We start from the raw sequence: 16,796 nt of genomic DNA, 5'->3' as shown, positions 1-16,796 counted from the left end.
AGCATGTATTCGTAGCGTTTACTTTTACGTTTTTGCAATACTTAATGTTAAAGCGTAAAAAGACGTTTTATGATTTCTGAATCACCCTCGTAAGGCACATGCTTGTTTTCGTGTTTAATCCAACGCTCATCGCCTTTGCCAATCAAAAGAATAACGTTGAATTTTTCTTCGCGATTAAAGCTTTTTCGAGCGTCGTCAACACTGTATTCCACTGCATCTGGACGGTCTATAATAATATGCGACTTAACGTTTTCGTTAGTTATGTAGCCTCGCATATCTTTGCAAATATCCATTTCGTCTTCTGTATTTGTGTCTTCAGTTGTAAAAATAAACTGGTAAATACGATTTTGAGCAGCTTGAACGATTTCCTTACGACGATCGTAAGCTTTATTACCTGCAGATCCTGTTACTAGTGTAATTCTAGGGTTTTCCTTACCGTAACGTTCATCAACAAAATCAAGAAGTGCTTTAGTGGAAATATAATTATGCGCGTAATCAACAACAGCAATTGTGTTAGACTGTGCGTCTTTGAATACTTCCATGCGTCCAGGAATCTTAATATTTTCAATAGATTTCAGTGCTGCTAAATCAGTATCCTGATTAATTGAAAGTTCTCCAGCAATAGCAATTGCTGCTAAAGCGTTTTCGTAATTAAAATCTCCTGCAATAGACAATGCGAATTCGGATATAGGGCAGTAGTGCACGTCTTCTTCGTAGTCACTATTTTCGTAGTTGCCATCTTCGTCAGTGTCTCTAATAGCAATGCAATGCGACTCACTGTTTCCTGTAGGCATTGCAATGTAATCAGGCGTAAGTAGCTCGGCATAGTCGTCGTTAACAGATGTGCAAGAGTCTACGAGATTATCTTCTAAATCGTCACTATTTTTAATTTCGCAAGAGCTATTGTCTATTTCATCTTTTTGGATTCTTGCAAAAGTTGTTACATGCACGTTGTTACGTTCAGCGTCTTGCATTAAAAGATCTGCGTGATCTGCATCCGCATTTAATACCAGATGCTTAGTATTTGCAATAATTTGACGCTTGCAATACAAGTAATCTTCAAAAGTTGGGTGCTCAATAGGGCTAATATGATCCGGACTAATATTTAAGAAAGCTGCAACGTCAAACTTAAGCCCGTACACGCGATTTACCTTATAGGCTTGGGAAGAAACTTCCATAACAAGGTATTTCATGCCGTTATCTACAGCTTCGCGCATCATTTTAAAAGCGTCAAAACTTTCAGGAGTTGTTAAATCTGACTCAACATAATTAACACCGTCTAAGCAGTTATCTACGGAGGAGAACAATGCTGCTTTTGAGCCAGAATGTGCGTTTAGAATAGCGTGAGTAAAGTATGCGGTAGTTGTTTTACCTTTAGTTCCAGTAATTCCAACAACTGTGAGTTTTTCTTGAGGATTTCCAAAGAATTCTGCAGAAAGTATGCTCATTGCTTTGCGCGCGTCTGTAACAATTAAGCCAACAGCATTTGTGTACTCAGCGTAACTTTGTTCAGCAACGTATGCGCTAAGACCTTTGCTGTCTGCGTCTAAAAGATATTCAGGCTTAAAATTGCCTTTAATAAAAAGCAAAGTTCCAGGCTTAATATCGCGAGTATCGTAAGTTGCGTGAGCAAAACACTCATCCGCATCAAAATTGGCAAAATAATACGGATTTAAAGACCATATTTCATTACGAGAATGCGTAGAGTCTGTGGCTTGTTCTCTATTGGAAGCTGAATCTTGTGACTCGTGATGCTGAATCATTTCGCGCAACAATCCATATTGTTGCAAAAGTTTACTTGCGCTTGTTAGTGACAACGTGTTGTGCATAGTCATATTTTTCTTTTCGCTAAACATAAGTAAATATTTTTAAGCAATAATGCAATTGGATTATAAATTGTTTATTTCAACAAGTTTAAAGCCAAGTTCCACGAATTGGCTCGCGACCGTGAGATTCAAGCCACTTGTTAAAACTATCTCTCCAACGAATATATGCTTCTCTCTGCCAACTCATTAGATTGCTTAATGTCATGCTTCCAATTTGCTCATACGCATTGCACATAGGAGCAACTAAATCAAGAGCTGCCACAGTATCTGCAGTTGCATCGTGGAAGTCACCAATTGGTTCAACGCCATAGAATTGGGAAGTAAGAGTTAAGGTGCGTTTTCCAGGTCTTATAGAAACAGCGCGATCAATAACAAGCGGATCTACGGTAAGAACATCGTTTTCTGTAAGAGTGCTTATGCTGCAAGATGGTCGCTGATTTAAAGATTTTAGCTGCCAACGGTTCAAATCATGACGAAGCATAGCAACATCAAACGGTGCGTTATAAGCCAGCAATGGAATATTCTTTGCTTGAGCCAAGCTAACTGCTTGTGCCAGTGCTTCAAGCTCTTCTACAGGTTCTCCGCCGTGTTCTTGAAGGTATTCGTCTGTGAAACCATTTACTTCGCTTGCTTTAGGATTCATAGGCTGATGAGGGTTAATTAACCATGTAGAAACAGCATCGCCTTCGTGACCTAAAGAAGGATTTCTTAAAACCAAGGTTGCGGAAGCTATTGCGTCTTTACCAATATTTGCTCCGGTTGTTTCAGTATCGAAACCAAGCAGCCACGATTTTGAAAGTGGAGTGTTTTCCTCTTGAAATGGAGCTGCATTTAAAGCATCTAACAATTCTTTAATATTTGTTGGCATAGTCACAATATTACCGCAATGGCTCGTTATGGCGCGCGGACAATCTACAAAGCGATTCGTCAAACGATTCGTAAAGATATTTGCAAATCTATGTGCAAAGTAAAAAGTATTATTAAGTTATGAGTAAGTCTAATAAGTGCGCGCTTGTTAAGCGTAAATATGAGCAATTTGAGCAGCTTATTACTACTTGTGTTGATTCTTTATACAATCAAGCTATGCGATTAACCAATAATGTGCAGGATGCTCAAGATTTAGTACAAGATACTTTTGAGCGTGCGCTAAAATCTTTCTCGACTTTTCATCCTGGCACAAATTTTTCAGCTTGGATTAACAGGATTGAGCGCAATTTGTATTTTAACCAATACGCAAAAGAAAAGCGTGCGCCTAAGCGAGCAAACGATAAAACTGGCGATTATAACGATTGGGATATTTACGAAGCTTCTAATCATACTCCAAATGGACTGGTTTCTGCGGAACAAGAGTATTTTGAAGGATTCGCTCCTAAGGAGATTATTGCAGCTTTAGGAACTCTTCCTCCTGATCGCAGAAAAGTTTTTGTTGAGGCTGCTATTAATGGGAAATCTTATAAGCAGATTGCCAAAGAAGAAGGCATAAAAATTGGTACTGTTATGAGCAGACTTAATCGTGCTAGAACTCAGTTAAAGCACGAGCTTGCAGATTTATGCAGATAATCAAAACAAAAGCCCGCGTAGAAGCGGGCTTTTATAGTATTTATAAGCAAAAATTACAGCTTAAGCATTTGGCCTTTTGCCGTGATTTGCTGCTTTTTTACGACGCGCCTTGCGCTTGCGGCCACGCATACCCATAATGGTACTCCTTAACGATTAATTAACAACCTTAGGGATTATCGCACGTTGCCAAGACGTTATACTAGCTCACGCTTAGCTTATGCTTAAATCTAGTTGCAGCAAACTTATGCTGCAATATCTGCAACGGTTGCATTTAACAATGTTACGATGTCTTGAGGATTAAGCACCACGTCAAGTCCGCGCTTTCCTCCAGAAACAAGAATCTCATCAAACTGCATTACGCTAGTGTCAAGAACTGTTTCATGATGTGTTTTCTGACCAAATGGCGAGATTCCGCCAACCACGTATCCGCTTTCACGTTGTGCAACTTCTGGGCTTGTCATACTAGCTTTCTTTGCGCCGACCGCTGCAGCAATTGCTTTCATATTTAGTCGTCCATTTACTGGAACAATTCCAACTACTCGCTTTTCACCAGTGTCAACCATAAGTGTTTTACAAACTTGAGCGGCACTTACGCCGAGTTTTTCAGCAGCTTCAATTCCATAGCCGTCATCCATGTGATCGGCATCATGCTCGTATTGCGCTATGCGGAAGGTGATTCCTGCGTTTTCGAGTTGCGCAATAGCAGGAGTTGCTTTTCCTGTTTCTGCATGTTTTTTACTCATTGCGTTTCCCCTTATGTTGCGTGACTTAGTAGCAATTTTGTGTTACATGATATGCTATACCAACTATTGACTTAATGTAAATTTAAACAATAAACCCCTTGTGGGCCTAGAAAGCAGCACAAGGGGTTTAATAAACCTTACAAAATCAGATTATTTCTGATTTTTACTTGAGTGAAATCACTCGGAGATTTCAGCGAAGTAAAGAAGGGTGCGAATCATGTTAGCGGTGAAGCCGCACTCGTTATCGTAGAAGGTAACGGTACGAGCCAAAGTTACACCGTCAACAGTGTTCACATCGGTCTGAGTTGGATCGAAAACGCCACCGTGGGTGTCGCCGATGATGTCAGAAGACACGATGCTGTCGGCATTGTAACCGAAGTACTCGCAGTTCTCAAAAGCCTTCTTGAAGGCTTCGTTGATTTCTTCAACAGTTGCTGGCTTTTCAAGAACGGTGGTCAACTCGGTAACGGAACCATCTGGAACCTGAATACGCTGTGCGTGACCCTGGAGCTTGCCGTTAACTTCTGGCACAACCTTGCCGATTGCCTTAGCAGCGCCGGTGGAGTGCTCAATGGTGTTGCAAGCTGCAGAACGGTTGTTGCGTGGCTTGGAGCCGCGTGGGCCGTCAAGAATCATCTGAGTTCCGGTGTAAGCGTGGATTGTGGTCATGAAGCCGGACTTAATTCCCCAGTTATCTTGCAAGAGCTTAACCATGGCAGCCATGGAGTTGGTGGTGCAAGAACCAGCGGAAACAATGTTGTCGGAGGCCTTCAAAATCTGATGGTTTACGCCGAATACGACTGTTGGGGTGGTTTCATCCTTAGCAGGAGCGGAGATAAGAACCTTCTTAGCGCCAGCGTTCAAGTGAGCCTGGGACTTTTCTGCAGAAGTATAGAAACCGGTGCATTCAAGAACAAATTCAACGCCATCATTCTTAACCCATGGAATGTTATTGGCATCCTTCTCGGCGTATACCTTATAAGTCTTACCATCTACGACGATTGCGTCTTCGGTAGAAGTCACCTCAACTGGGGTGCCGTCATCGTGGCGGAATGTGCCGTGGGTGCTGTCGTACTTAAGCAAGTAGGCGAGCATAGAAGGAGTGGTCAGATCGTTGATGGCTGCGACTTCGATATCACCGGCTTGACCGCCGCGAGCTTGAAGCTCAAAAATACGACGGAATGCAAGACGACCGATGCGACCGAAACCGTTAATACCAATCTTGACTGTCATGTGGTTCTCCCTTGAGTGAGACCTCGTGCGCAACGTTTAAGTCGCGCTATTTTCGCGATGAAAACTCACGCATTGTGGTCATCGTTATTTGAATTAACGGTGTTCATTTTAGTGTGCGGTCTGTACGAAAAGTTGCAGAACAGTGCACGTAATGTGTAAAGAGTTCAAGGTCTAATCGTTGTAAGTCATAGACTCTGCAGCTGCAGTAGTTGAGTCAGTTGGAGTTGCTTCACTTTCCAGAGGAACAGCTAATGCTTCAGAAATAGAAGTGTCAACTTTGCCTAAATCTCCAACAGGCCTTTTGAACCAGCTAACTTGCGGCAAAGGAGCGTTAATTGGGAAGGTTACAATAAGCGTTCCTTCATGAACATCAATATGAGCCGGTGTGTTGTTTAATAATTCGTTGCTTAAACCTTGAACAGCGTCGCCGTGCATAACAGCATGCTCAAGCTGATATTTTAAACCAGTCTCGTTTACATCATTTGAAACAGGAGTGTGCGAAAACACTGAAACTATGCGAGATTTGCTTCCGTTTGATGCTGGAAAATCAAGTGAACCATCGTGAATAGCAGTAACTATTTGACCGTCGCCATATAAGAAGCCAATTCCGCCGCGACGAGCTAAGCGAACCATAAGTTGAATATTGGAAATTGTATGGTCAACGCGTCCACCTAAGCCGCCAAAAATATGGAATTCTCTAGCTCCTTTAGACCATCCAACTTTTAATGCGGAAAGTAAATCTGGATCATCCTTTTCGGATGGCAAACGTGTAATAATGGCGTCGGTAGGAAGCTTAAGGCGAACAGAATCAAAATCTCCAATAAGGGCATCTACATGCAAACCTAATTCGCATGCATGATCCCATCCACCATCTGCAGCAATGGTTAGTGCGCGATCCGGCACATGCTCACGTGTATTGTCGTAATAATCTCCTGCTGCTAGTACTACGCAGCGTTGCAAAGGTTCCATATCATCATAATAACGCTCTATTAGTATCTATTTAATGCTTCCAAACAATAGTTTACAAACGCTGTATTGAGTAGTATTTTGTTATGTTTTTGCTTGATATTCTTCAATAACATAAAGCGCTTGATGTAACATTGCATATCAGACTAGATTTTCTAAGACATTATAGATTTTCTGCATTAGTAGCAGGAAAATAATTTGTCGGAAAATAATATGACTTGTGTTGTGCACTTTACGAGGAGAAATAAATGTGCGGAATTGCTGGGTTCATTAATGACACCCCAATTAACGTCAAAAAACAAATTGTTAAAGATATGACGGATGTAATTGCTCACCGTGGGCCTGACGAGTATGGCACAATGATTGATAATCATGCAGCATTGGGATTTCGTCGTTTAAGCATTATTGACCTTCACGGTGGTTCTCAGCCAATGTATAACGAAGACGGAAATCTTGCAGTTACATTCAACGGTGAGATTTATAACTACAAGCCACTTCGTGAAGAACTTATTAAAGATGGTCACATTTTCCACACTGATTGCGATACAGAAGTATTAGTACACGGTTATGAACAGTGGGGTAAGGATTTACTTAAGCGTTTGCGCGGAATGTTTGCGTTTGTTATTTGGAATAAGCAAACTCAAGAATTGTTCGGCGCTCGCGACCATTTTGGTATTAAGCCTTTCTATTATGCGCATATGAACGGCACTTTTATGTATGGTTCCGAAATTAAATCTCTTCTTCGTCATCCGGATTTTAAGAAGGAATTAAACGAGAATGCTCTTAAGCCTTTTATGACTTTCCAATATCCTGCAATTAGTGAGACTTTCTTTAAGGGTGTGTTTAAGCTTCCTGAAGGACATTGTTTCACTTATAAAAATGGTGAGATGAAAATCGAACAGTATTACGATCCTAATTTCCGTGAAAGCAAGCAGCATTTGAACGAGCTTGTGGATTTAATCGATAAAACTGTTTGCGATTCTGTTAAAGCTCATCAGATTGCAGATGTTGAAGTTGGTTCCTTCCTTTCTTCAGGTGTAGATTCTAGCTATGTTGCCGCTGTTGCTCGCCCAGAGCACACGTATTCAATTGGTTTTGCTGGCGGACGTTATAACGAGTCCAAGCAGGCTGGAGAATTGGCGAAAATTATTGGCTTAAATAATAAATCTGAAATTATTGATGCTGAAGATGCATTCCGCTATTTCCCGCAGATTCAATGGTATTTAGATGAGCCTGATTCTAACTTCTCTTGCGTTCCATTGTTCTTCCTGGCGAAGCTAGCTTCTCAGGATTTGCGTGTTGTGTTAAGCGGCGAAGGCGCAGATGAATTATTTGCAGGATACATTGATTATGGTGTTCACACGCGTTCCAAGCTTATTAAAGTTGTGACGCGTATGCTCGCAAAGTTGCCGAAAAAGTTGCGTTATGCAATTGGTAGAGCAGCAAAAGGAAAGCATTTCCATGGAGCATGGCATTTGTACGCTAATTTGGCTCCAGCTGAGGAGCATTTTATTGGCCAGTCAAAGGTTTTCAATGAGGAAGATGCTGTAAAACTTTTGAAGCCTGAATACCGTAAAGGTCCGCATGTTATGGATATTGTTGGTGCTATTTATAACAGAATTTTAGGTAAGGGTCTTTCGGAAGTTAAGAAGAAGCAGTATCTCGATATGCATCAGTGGATGCCGGGAGATATTTTGCTTAAGGCAGATAAAATGACAATGGCTCACTCTTTGGAGCTTCGTGTGCCTTTACTTGACCGTATGCTTATGGATGTTGCAGAGCAGGTTCCTACTAAGTATTTGATTACTGATGAAAATACGAAGTTTGCTTTCCGCCAGGCGGCTGCACGTCATTTACCTAAGGCCTGGTACGACCGTGAAAAGCTTGGTTTCCCAGTGCCAGTTAAAGATTGGTTGCGCGAAGAACGCTTTTATAAGATTGTGCGCAAAACTTTTGAAAGTGACGATGCGGCAAAGTTCTTCGATCGTGACGCTTTACTTCAAATGATAGATAACAACTATGCTAAGCGTACTGACGATCGTCGCAAGATTTGGACAGTTTACACTTTCTTGACCTGGTATGACGTGTACTTTAATCACGATGGATTGAAGCCTGATCCTGTGCAAGTTGCGTAAGTAAGTCTATTAGCGATTTGCGTAATGATTATTTGTCAAGGCATGTAGTATACTAAACATTTGGCTTGAGTAATCAAGAAAGTGGGATGTCCCCACCTGGAAGCCTACTGTGGTTTCGGGTTCATGACTTCGGTCACGCAAGTTAGTCTCTTGTGCTGCTTGCTGCGCTGTTATACAGCGTTTTATTGATATGAAGTGTTGAATCCTTAAACTAATGGACTTCTTGGTGTATTGCATTCTACCAGTATTTAGAAGGATTGGAGTCATCATTAGCGACGAACCACGCATTAACGAGGAGATTCGAGTCCCTCAGGTGCGCCTTATTGGTCCAAAAGGCGAGCAGGTGGGAGTTATCGCAACCTCTGTCGCGTTAAACCTTGCAAGGGAAGCTAACCTCGATCTCGTCGAGGTAGCGCCTACTGCTAAACCTCCAGTAGCCAAGCTTATTGACTATGGTAAGTACAAGTACAACGAAAAGATGAAGGCTCGTGAAGCGCGCCGTAATCAGACCACTGCTGAGGTTAAGGAAATTCGTTTCCGCCTCAAGATTGATGATCATGATTTTGACGTTAAAAAGGGTCATGTACTTCGTTTCTTGAACGGTGGAGATAAGGTAAAGGTCACTATTATGCTGCGTGGCCGCGAACAGTCTCGTCCAATTGGCGGCGTTGAACTGTTACGCCGACTTGCGGATGAGGTCTCTGAAAGTGGCACCGTTGAGTTTGCGCCGAAGCAAGAGGGTCGCAATATTATTATGACTCTCGCTCCAAAGGGCAAGAAGATTCATACACAGTCTGAGCAGCGTCGTCGAGGCGCTGAATCTCGTGCAGAGCGTCAAGCTCGCCAGGCTGCACGTCTTGCGGCAAAGCAGGAAGTGCAGGCACAGGCTGCAGCTGCAGTAAATGCTATGCAATCCGATCAACATCACAAGGAGGGCAGCAATGCCGAAGATGAAAACTAATTCCGCAGCGTCCAAGCGCGTTCGTCTTACCGGTACCGGTAAGGTGATGCACGATGGTAGCGCCATGCGCCACAACTTGGAGCACAAGTCGGCTCGTAAACGTCGTGCTCTTTCCGAAGATAAAGTATTGGCTACTGCGCAGAGCAAGAAGCTTAAGGGCTTGCTCGTTAAGTAAGTAACAAGTAAGAATTGCTTGTAAACGAATACGCAATCATAAATTTTTAAGAAAGCTGAGGAATACTTATGGCACGAGTAAAGCGCGCAGTAAACGCTCACAAGAAGCGTCGCGTTGTTCTTGAGAGGGCTTCTGGCTACCGCGGTCAGCGCTCCCGTCTTTACCGCAAGGCAAAGGAACAGCTGCTCCACTCATTTACTTATAACTTCCGCGACCGCAAGGCTCGCAAGGGTGATTTCCGCAAGTTGTGGATTCAGCGCATCAACGCTGCAGTTCGCGCTGAAGGCATCACCTACAATCGCTTCATTCAGGGCTTGCACTTGGCAGGGATTGAATTGGATCGTCGCGCTCTTGCTGAGCTCGCTGTTTCCGATATTGAAGCATTCAAGGCTGTTGTCGAAGCTGCTAAGGCTGCATTGCCAGCTGACGTAAATGCTCCAGTTGAAGCCTGATTTCGCTTTAATAGAGTTTGATTTTAAGCCCGTCCATTTTAAGGCGGGCTTTTTCTTTTAAAACAACAAATTTACTTATTAGCTATAATTATTTTTATGCGCTCAAATCTTGATTCTGACAATAGAAAAAATAATATTCCTGAAGAATTTGCATCTTATATTCAACGTTTTATTGCGCATATTGATATTGAGCGTGGTCTTTCTAAAAAAACAGTATCAGCATACGCTTCAGATTTGCAAGATTACGCATCTTGGCTTTATAGTGAACGAAAAATTAAAGATATTACCGCTATTTCGCAGTTAGATATTGAATCATATATTAGAACTTTGCATAAATTAGGTTTGGGATCTCGCACTGTTGCTAGAAGACTTGCAAGTATTCACGAATGGCATCGTTTTATGCTTGCTCATGGAGATATTAGCTCTGACGCCTCAGCGCAAGTAAAAGCGCCAAAGCAGGCGGATTACTTGCCGGATGTGCTAAGCGTTGATGAAGTAAATCGTGTTATTGAAGCTGCTGGAAATTTTGGTAGCGAGGACGCGATTTCTCTTAGAGACGCAGCATTACTCGAATTTTTGTACGCTACAGGAGCGCGAATTTCAGAAGCAGTAGGCGTAAAATTTGAAGATCTTGATTTAGAAGACTCCGTTGTAAAACTTACTGGAAAAGGCGCAAAACAGCGTCTAGTTCCAATTGGTGGTTGCGCTGTTAGAGCTATTTGCAAGTATATTGAAAAATCTCGCCCAATATTATCTTCAAAAGGAAAGCGCGAATTGCACACTATTTTCTTAAATAAACGCGGCAATGCTTTATCTCGACAGTCAGCATGGTTTGTGGTTGTTGATGCAGGGGAGCGCGCAAAACTTGGACGCCCCTTGCATCCACATACTTTACGTCATTCTCTTGCTACGCATTTAATAGCAGGTGGTGCGGATGTTCGCACAGTTCAAGAGCTTCTTGGTCACGCTTCTGTAACAACTACGCAAATTTACACGCATATTAGCCCAGATGCTTTATTTGAAGCGTATGTAATGAGTCATCCTCGTGCTAGATAATTTCATTCTCAGAGTTTCGTGAGTATACCTGTTGATAAAGTGGGGAACATGCCTACTGATTTACTTGGACGCGAATACGAGACTTTTCATGCGCCGCAACCGCTTACTTCTCACGGTCCTGCGCGAATTATTGCTATGTGCAATCAAAAAGGTGGAGTCGGTAAAACAACCAGCTCTATTAATATTGCTGGAGCTTTAAGCCAGTATGGTCGTCGCGTTTTAATTGTTGATTTCGATCCGCAAGGTGCTGCAACTGTTGGTCTTGGAATTAACGCTAACGCGCTTGATAACACGGTTTATACAGCATTATTCGATTCGTCAGTAGACGTTCACGACGTAATTCGTCATACTGAAACCGAAAATATTGATATTATGCCGGCTAATATTGATTTATCTGCTGCAGAAGTTCAGTTGGTTACAGAAGTTGGCCGTGAACAGATTCTCGCAGGCGTATTGCGTAAAGTTAGAGACGAGTATGACGTTATTATCGTAGACTGCCAGCCTTCTCTAGGTTTGCTTACAGTAAACGCGCTAACAGCAGCAGATGGTGTAATTATTCCGCTTGCTGCAGAGTTCTTTGCACTTCGAGGTGTTGCTCTCCTTATGCAATCTATTGAAAAAGTGCAGTCTCGAATTAATCCAGATCTTAAAGTATTTGGTGTTCTAGTTACTATGTATACACGCACTTTGCATAGCGAAGAAGTCTTACAGCGCATTTACGAAGCTTTCCAAGATCGAGTTTTGCATTCCGTGATTTCCCGCTCTATTAAATTGCCGGATTCTACTGTTGCTGCAGTTCCTATCACTATTTTTGCTCCTGAGCACAAGACTGCAAAAGAGTATCGTGAGGTTGCGCGCGAGCTTATTGCTAAAGGTGTTGTTGCTTAAGTTTTTTACGGCTTGATTTGCGCGAGTTGTTTTTACTTCTCGCGCTTTTTGTAAGACTGTCTTAGCTCGCGAGTAAAATCGGCGAGGTTTGGCAGTCTGCCGATTTTGGTTTTGCCAATAACGTATTGCGGCTATTTAATTAGCTTCATGCTTAAGATAGCTGCTCGTAAATAATTACTTAAACGCTAAGAATGGAAGAGGTTTGTGATGACTGTTCGCGGTGATATTCGAAATGTGGCAATTGTGGCGCACGTCGACCACGGTAAGACCACTCTGGTAAACGCCATGCTTCAACAGTCTCACGTATTTTCTGAGCGTGAAGAAGTTCCAGATCGCGTTATGGATTCCAATGATTTGGAACGCGAAAAGGGCATTACTATTCTTGCTAAGAACACTGCTGTGCAGTACACCGGCCCGTTGGCTGAAAAATATGGTCACCCAGAAGGCATTACTATTAACGTGATTGATACCCCTGGCCACGCTGATTTTGGTGGTGAGGTTGAGCGCGGTATTTCTATGGTTGACGGTGTTGTTCTGCTTGTTGATGCTTCTGAAGGTCCACTTCCGCAGACTCGTTTTGTGCTTCGCAAAGCTTTGGAAGCTAAGCTTCCTGTGATTTTGTGCGTGAATAAGGTGGATCGTCCGGATGCTCGCATTGAAGAAGTTGTTGGCGAATCAACAGATTTGCTTCTTGGTTTGGCTCAGGACGTTGTTGAGGAAGGTATTGATCTTGATCTCGACGCTTTGCTTGATTTGCCGGTAATTTATTGCGCTGCTAAAGCCGGTTACGCTTCTGCAAATCAGCCAGAAAATGGTGGTTTGCCAGATAATGACAATTTGGAACCACTGTTTGATTCTATTATTTCCAACATTCCAGCTCCGCAATACGAAGAGGGTGCTCCTCTTCAAGCTCATGTTGCAAACATTGATTCCTCCGACTTCCTTGGACGCTTAGGCTTGGTTCGTATTTATAACGGCGTTTTGGAAAAGGGCAAAACTTACGGTCTTTCTCGAGTCGACGGCTCTATTGAAAACTTCCGTGTTTCTGAGCTTCTTCGTACTCAAGGTTTGGAGCGTACTCCTGTAGCTTCTGCAGGTCCTGGCGATATTGTGGCTGTTGCTGGCGTTAACGACATTATGATTGGCGAAACGATTGTTGATCAGAACAATCCAAAGCCTCTTCCGTTAATTCATGTTGACGATCCTGCGATTTCTATGACTTTCGGCGTAAATGATTCTCCTCTTGCTGGTACTGAAGGAAAAGATCATAAGCTTACTGCTCGTATGATTAAGGATCGTTTGGACCGCGAGCTTATTGGTAACGTTTCTATTAAGGTTATTCCAACTGAGCGTCCAGATGCTTGGGAAGTTCAGGGTCGTGGCGAGCTTGCGTTGGCTGTGTTGGCTGAGCAGATGCGTCGCGAAGGCTACGAGCTTACGGTTGGCCGTCCTCAGGTTGTTACTAAGACTATTGATGGTCAAATTAACGAGCCTATGGAAAGTACAACTATTGACGTTCCAGAAGAATACATGGGTACTGTTACACAGCTTATGGCTGATCGTAAAGGCCGCATGGATTCTATGAGCAACCACGGTTCTGGTTGGGTTCGTTTGCAGTTTACTGTTCCTTCTCGTGGTCTTATTGGTTTCCGCACGGCTCTTCTTTCTGCTACTCGCGGAACTGGTATTGCAAGCTCTATTTCCGCCGGTTATGCTCCATGGGCTGGTCAGATTGTTACTCGCCAGAACGGTTCAATGGTTTGCGATCGTAAGGGTGTTGCAACTCCTTATGCTATGCAGCGTTTGCAAGCTCGCGGCATCTTCTTTGTGGATCCGCAAAGCCCAGTTTACGAAGGTCAAATCGTTGGTATTAACAACAAGCCAGACGAGTTGGATGTAAACATTACGCTTGCTAAGCATATGACTAACATGCGTTCTTCAACCGCTGATGTTCTCGAAACTTTAACTCCGCCAATTAAGATGAGTTTGGAAGAGTCTCTTGATTTTGCTAACGAAGACGAGTGTGTGGAAGTTACACCTGAAGCAATTCGTGTTCGCAAGATTATTTTGAGCCGTGACGAATGGTATAAGTGGCGTGCTAAGCAGCGTCGTCAAAATAATAATGCTGCGTGATGCATTCTCGAAAATACTATTTGTAAATTAAGGCTGATTTATTATGACAGCAAAACCGTGGTCGCATCGCTTACCTTTATGGGGTAGGTATGCGACCACGTGTGTTTCTTCTGCAATATGTGCGCTAATTGGAACTTTTGTGCATCGTGCTGGAGCAATGGATAATTTGCCATATGGTTTTGTTGTTGCCATAATATTACTTGCGCTTTCTGCTTGGTGTTCCAGAGCTCGTAGTGGATGGTGGGGATTATTTATTCACGCAGTAGTTTTTTCTTCTGTTGTATGGATTCTAGCGCTTGGTTTTATTGGTAGTGCAATTCTTGTTCCTGTAGGATTTACTATTCCTATGCCTTGGTGTGTGAAATACGTTGGGTATTTTTGGCTTTATGGCATTCTTATTGCTCACGCAATTTTGCTTTGTATGCCTCAGCGTTGGTTTGTTGTTGAATAGTGTTAAATAAGTAAAGAATTTACAGTAGTCTTTACAATAGTTTTGACAGTATTTTTTACAGTGGTCTTTAAGGAAATAGTCATGGATAGTAATAAGAACAGTAATAGTGCTCGTAAATTATGTTATTTAGGGCCGGAAGGTTCTTTTACTCATCAAGCTGCTTTAAAAGTTCAACAGCAGTTACAATCATTTGATAATTTGCAACTTATTCCAACTGCTTGCGAAAATGTTCTTAGCATTGCTAGTGAAATTGAAGAGCATAACCATTGGGGTGTTATTGCGTGGGAAAACAATATTGAAGGCGTTGTAATACCTAATTTAGATTTACTAATCGATGCAAAAAATATGGTTGGCATTGCTCGCGTAGGCGTTGATATTAGTTTTGATGCTGTTATTTGCAAGTCAGATTCAATTGATAACTGTTCGACTATTGTTGCTCACCCTCACGCGCTGGCGCAATGCCGTAAGTTTGTTCAAGAGCGCGGGTTGCAAGAAAAAACTGCGTCTTCAAACGCTGCTGCCTGTAGAGATTTAGTTCCTGGCGAAGTTGCTTTATGCCCTAGAATTTGTGCAGATTTATACAATAGGCGGATTGTGAGCGAAGGTGTTGAAGATTTTTCCGGTGCGCGCACTGAGTTTTTAGTATTAGCTCCTCGAGATGAGGTTTTAGATTTTGTTAATATTCAGCGTGAAAACTTTTCATCATTTTCATCAATTATTGCTTTTATTCCGCGTTGCACAGGCGCTGGCGTGCTAGCAAATTTGCTTGACGTTGTTCGTGATCATGGTCTTAATATGACTTCTTTTATGTCTAGACCGATTAAAGGGCAGGATGGTTTATACAGTTTTATTGCAACAGTTGATTCTGCCCCTTGGGATTCTATGTGTAAAGATATGATTCAAGAGGTTCTTGAGCATGGAGATTGGGTTCGAGTCTTAGCAGTGTATCCTTCTGAGAAGCGCAATAATCCCGTGATGAACGATTGGATGCTTCCTAATGGCGGAGTGTGTGTTGATCCTTCGGTTGATTCTTTGCGCAATTTGAACGTAATGCAGGCAGAAAGAGAATTATTATGGTAGAGAACGCTGAATTTTCTCAAAATTTTTCTGTTGGTATTGTAGGTCTTGGTCTTATTGGTGGATCTCTTGCAAAAAGACTTGCAAAATTGCCTGAATGTAGCGTTTATGCGTGGAATCGTCATCATAATCCATACGAAGAAGCTGAAAATTTAGGAATTGACTGCGTAGAAAATGTGCAAGATTTAGCTAAGCTTCGCCCAAACGTCCTAATTTTGTGCAATTCTCTATCTTCTATGCCAAGTATTTTGCAGGAAATCGCACCTTATGTTGACAAATCTCGTACAACTATTAGCGATGTTGGTAGTGTAAAAGCTTTAGTTCGTGAGCAAGTTGCTGCGGCAGGTTTGCAGGATTGTTACGTTGGTGCGCATCCTATGGCGGGTAGTGAATTTACTGGTTGGAAAGCTTCTAGTGCTGAGCTTTTAAATGGTGCTTTGTGGGCTTTAACTGTTGATAACAACACTGAGTTTTGGCGAGTTAGCAATGTTTTACGAATGATTGTTTCGCTATGCAAGAATCGTGCAATAGTTTTAGACGATGAAACGCACGATAAGTCTGCAGCTCTTATTTCTCACATGCCTCACGTTGTTGCAACAGCTCTTGCAAACGTATTATGTGAACAGTCTAACCGCGCTATTGCTTTGCAATTATCTGCAGGCTCTTGGCGAGATATGACGCGCGTTGCTCTTACGGATCCTCAACGCACGCGCGCAATGGTAAGCGAAAATCGTCATAATACTGCGAAATTATTGCGTTCTGTAATTTCTGAGCTAACTTTTGCTGCAAATATGTTGGATAAAGATGAGCAACTTGCTGACGATGATGAGCAAGAGTTTTTTGCTAAAGCTCAATCGTGGCGAGAATATAAATATCAGCAGCGCAAATCGTCTAAAACTAATACGAATCAAAGCGATGATACGAATCAAAGCGATGATACGAATCAAATAGATGATGCAAATATTAGATTGTGGAAGTATGTTTCCAGCAGCAATTGGCAGAAAGATTTGCTGGATTCAGCGCGCTTAGGTGAATCTATTGTTGAAATCTGCGGATTTAATACCAACGAATCTTCGCAACTACTATTGCGTGCAGATAGTTCGCTAAACAACTTATAATGTGAGTTCCTTGCTTGCTGTT

17 protein-coding genes are annotated in these 16,796 nt (G+C 42.3%); 11 read left to right on the top strand and 6 right to left on the bottom strand.

The features are described 5' to 3' along the window. Window positions 1-47 precede the first annotated feature (47 nt). Both CGSMWGV1500E_RS02030 and CGSMWGV1500E_RS02035 read right to left on the bottom strand, forming a co-directional pair. Window positions 48-1,835 (bottom strand): UDP-N-acetylmuramoyl-L-alanyl-D-glutamate--2,6-diaminopimelate ligase, encoded by a 1,788-nt coding sequence (locus CGSMWGV1500E_RS02030; protein ID WP_004128685.1) that lies wholly within the window; start codon window positions 1,833-1,835, stop codon window positions 48-50. Between the two features lie 79 nt (window positions 1,836-1,914). Then, window positions 1,915-2,694, bottom strand: a complete 780-nt coding sequence (locus CGSMWGV1500E_RS02035) for an exonuclease domain-containing protein (protein ID WP_032843595.1) — start codon at window positions 2,692-2,694, stop codon at window positions 1,915-1,917. Between the two features lie 119 nt (window positions 2,695-2,813). Between CGSMWGV1500E_RS02035 and CGSMWGV1500E_RS02040 the strand changes: the two genes are divergently transcribed. Next, entirely contained in the window at window positions 2,814-3,386 is a 573-nt protein-coding gene (locus tag CGSMWGV1500E_RS02040) for a sigma-70 family RNA polymerase sigma factor (protein WP_004128682.1), read from the top strand. A gap of 60 nt (window positions 3,387-3,446) precedes the next feature. On the opposite strand, the gene CGSMWGV1500E_RS06560 is transcribed toward CGSMWGV1500E_RS02040, so the two are convergent. The 4 genes from CGSMWGV1500E_RS06560 to CGSMWGV1500E_RS02055 form a co-directional block, all read right to left on the bottom strand. Further along, a complete protein-coding gene (locus CGSMWGV1500E_RS06560; protein ID WP_369803150.1) occupies window positions 3,447-3,521 on the bottom strand; it encodes a 50S ribosomal protein bL37 in 75 nt (24 codons plus the stop codon). Between the two features lie 107 nt (window positions 3,522-3,628). Continuing rightward, window positions 3,629-4,129, bottom strand: a complete 501-nt coding sequence (ybaK, locus tag CGSMWGV1500E_RS02045; protein ID WP_004128680.1) for a Cys-tRNA(Pro) deacylase — start codon at window positions 4,127-4,129, stop codon at window positions 3,629-3,631. A 177-nt stretch (window positions 4,130-4,306) separates the two neighbouring features. Further along, the gene (gap, locus tag CGSMWGV1500E_RS02050; protein WP_004128678.1) at window positions 4,307-5,362 is read right to left on the bottom strand and encodes a type I glyceraldehyde-3-phosphate dehydrogenase; all 1,056 of its coding nucleotides are present in this window, start codon (window positions 5,360-5,362) and stop codon (window positions 4,307-4,309) included. A 171-nt stretch (window positions 5,363-5,533) separates the two neighbouring features. Continuing rightward, window positions 5,534-6,331, bottom strand: coding sequence for a thiamine diphosphokinase (locus tag CGSMWGV1500E_RS02055; RefSeq protein ID WP_004128676.1), 798 nt, complete (start codon window positions 6,329-6,331; stop codon window positions 5,534-5,536). A 245-nt stretch (window positions 6,332-6,576) separates the two neighbouring features. Here CGSMWGV1500E_RS02055 and asnB point away from each other — a divergent pair, with 245 nt between their 5' ends. The 10 genes from asnB (at window position 6,577) to CGSMWGV1500E_RS02105 (ending at window position 16,774) form a co-directional block, all read left to right on the top strand. Then, window positions 6,577-8,463 (top strand): asparagine synthase (glutamine-hydrolyzing), encoded by a 1,887-nt coding sequence (gene asnB, locus CGSMWGV1500E_RS02060; RefSeq protein WP_004128674.1) that lies wholly within the window; start codon window positions 6,577-6,579, stop codon window positions 8,461-8,463. Window positions 8,464-8,677: 214 nt separating this feature from the next. Further along, window positions 8,678-9,424, top strand: a complete 747-nt coding sequence (gene infC / locus CGSMWGV1500E_RS02065; RefSeq protein ID WP_080572232.1) for a translation initiation factor IF-3 — start codon at window positions 8,678-8,680, stop codon at window positions 9,422-9,424. Then, on the top strand, window positions 9,405-9,599 hold the full coding sequence (gene rpmI, locus CGSMWGV1500E_RS02070) for a 50S ribosomal protein L35 (protein ID WP_004128670.1): 195 nt from the start codon (window positions 9,405-9,407) through the stop codon (window positions 9,597-9,599). Before infC ends, rpmI begins: the two co-directional genes overlap by 20 nt. Window positions 9,600-9,667: 68 nt before the next feature. Next, window positions 9,668-10,051, top strand: coding sequence for a 50S ribosomal protein L20 (gene rplT, locus CGSMWGV1500E_RS02075; RefSeq protein WP_004105106.1), 384 nt, complete (start codon window positions 9,668-9,670; stop codon window positions 10,049-10,051). A gap of 96 nt (window positions 10,052-10,147) precedes the next feature. Next, window positions 10,148-11,107 (top strand): site-specific tyrosine recombinase, encoded by a 960-nt coding sequence (locus CGSMWGV1500E_RS06410; RefSeq protein WP_004128668.1) that lies wholly within the window; start codon window positions 10,148-10,150, stop codon window positions 11,105-11,107. A 48-nt stretch (window positions 11,108-11,155) separates the two neighbouring features. Then, a complete protein-coding gene (locus tag CGSMWGV1500E_RS06405) occupies window positions 11,156-11,995 on the top strand; it encodes a ParA family protein (RefSeq protein ID WP_004128666.1) in 840 nt (279 codons plus the stop codon). A 207-nt stretch (window positions 11,996-12,202) separates the two neighbouring features. Then, entirely contained in the window at window positions 12,203-14,128 is a 1,926-nt protein-coding gene (gene typA, locus CGSMWGV1500E_RS02090) for a translational GTPase TypA (protein WP_004128664.1), read from the top strand. A gap of 43 nt (window positions 14,129-14,171) precedes the next feature. After that, complete coding sequence (locus CGSMWGV1500E_RS02095) at window positions 14,172-14,579, top strand: hypothetical protein (protein ID WP_004128663.1); 408 nt, start codon at window positions 14,172-14,174, stop codon at window positions 14,577-14,579. Between the two features lie 81 nt (window positions 14,580-14,660). Further along, complete coding sequence (locus tag CGSMWGV1500E_RS02100) at window positions 14,661-15,659, top strand: prephenate dehydratase domain-containing protein (RefSeq protein WP_004128661.1); 999 nt, start codon at window positions 14,661-14,663, stop codon at window positions 15,657-15,659. Beyond that, complete coding sequence (locus tag CGSMWGV1500E_RS02105; RefSeq protein ID WP_004128659.1) at window positions 15,653-16,774, top strand: prephenate dehydrogenase; 1,122 nt, start codon at window positions 15,653-15,655, stop codon at window positions 16,772-16,774. Before CGSMWGV1500E_RS02100 ends, CGSMWGV1500E_RS02105 begins: the two co-directional genes overlap by 7 nt. Window positions 16,775-16,796 lie beyond the last annotated feature (22 nt).

The sequence above is a fragment of the Gardnerella vaginalis 1500E genome (assembly GCF_000263595.1).
GTDB lineage: Bacteria > Actinomycetota > Actinomycetes > Actinomycetales > Bifidobacteriaceae > Bifidobacterium > Bifidobacterium vaginale_E.
Note: the sequence above shows the minus strand (reverse complement) of the source record. Positions and strands in the feature narration are given on the sequence as shown.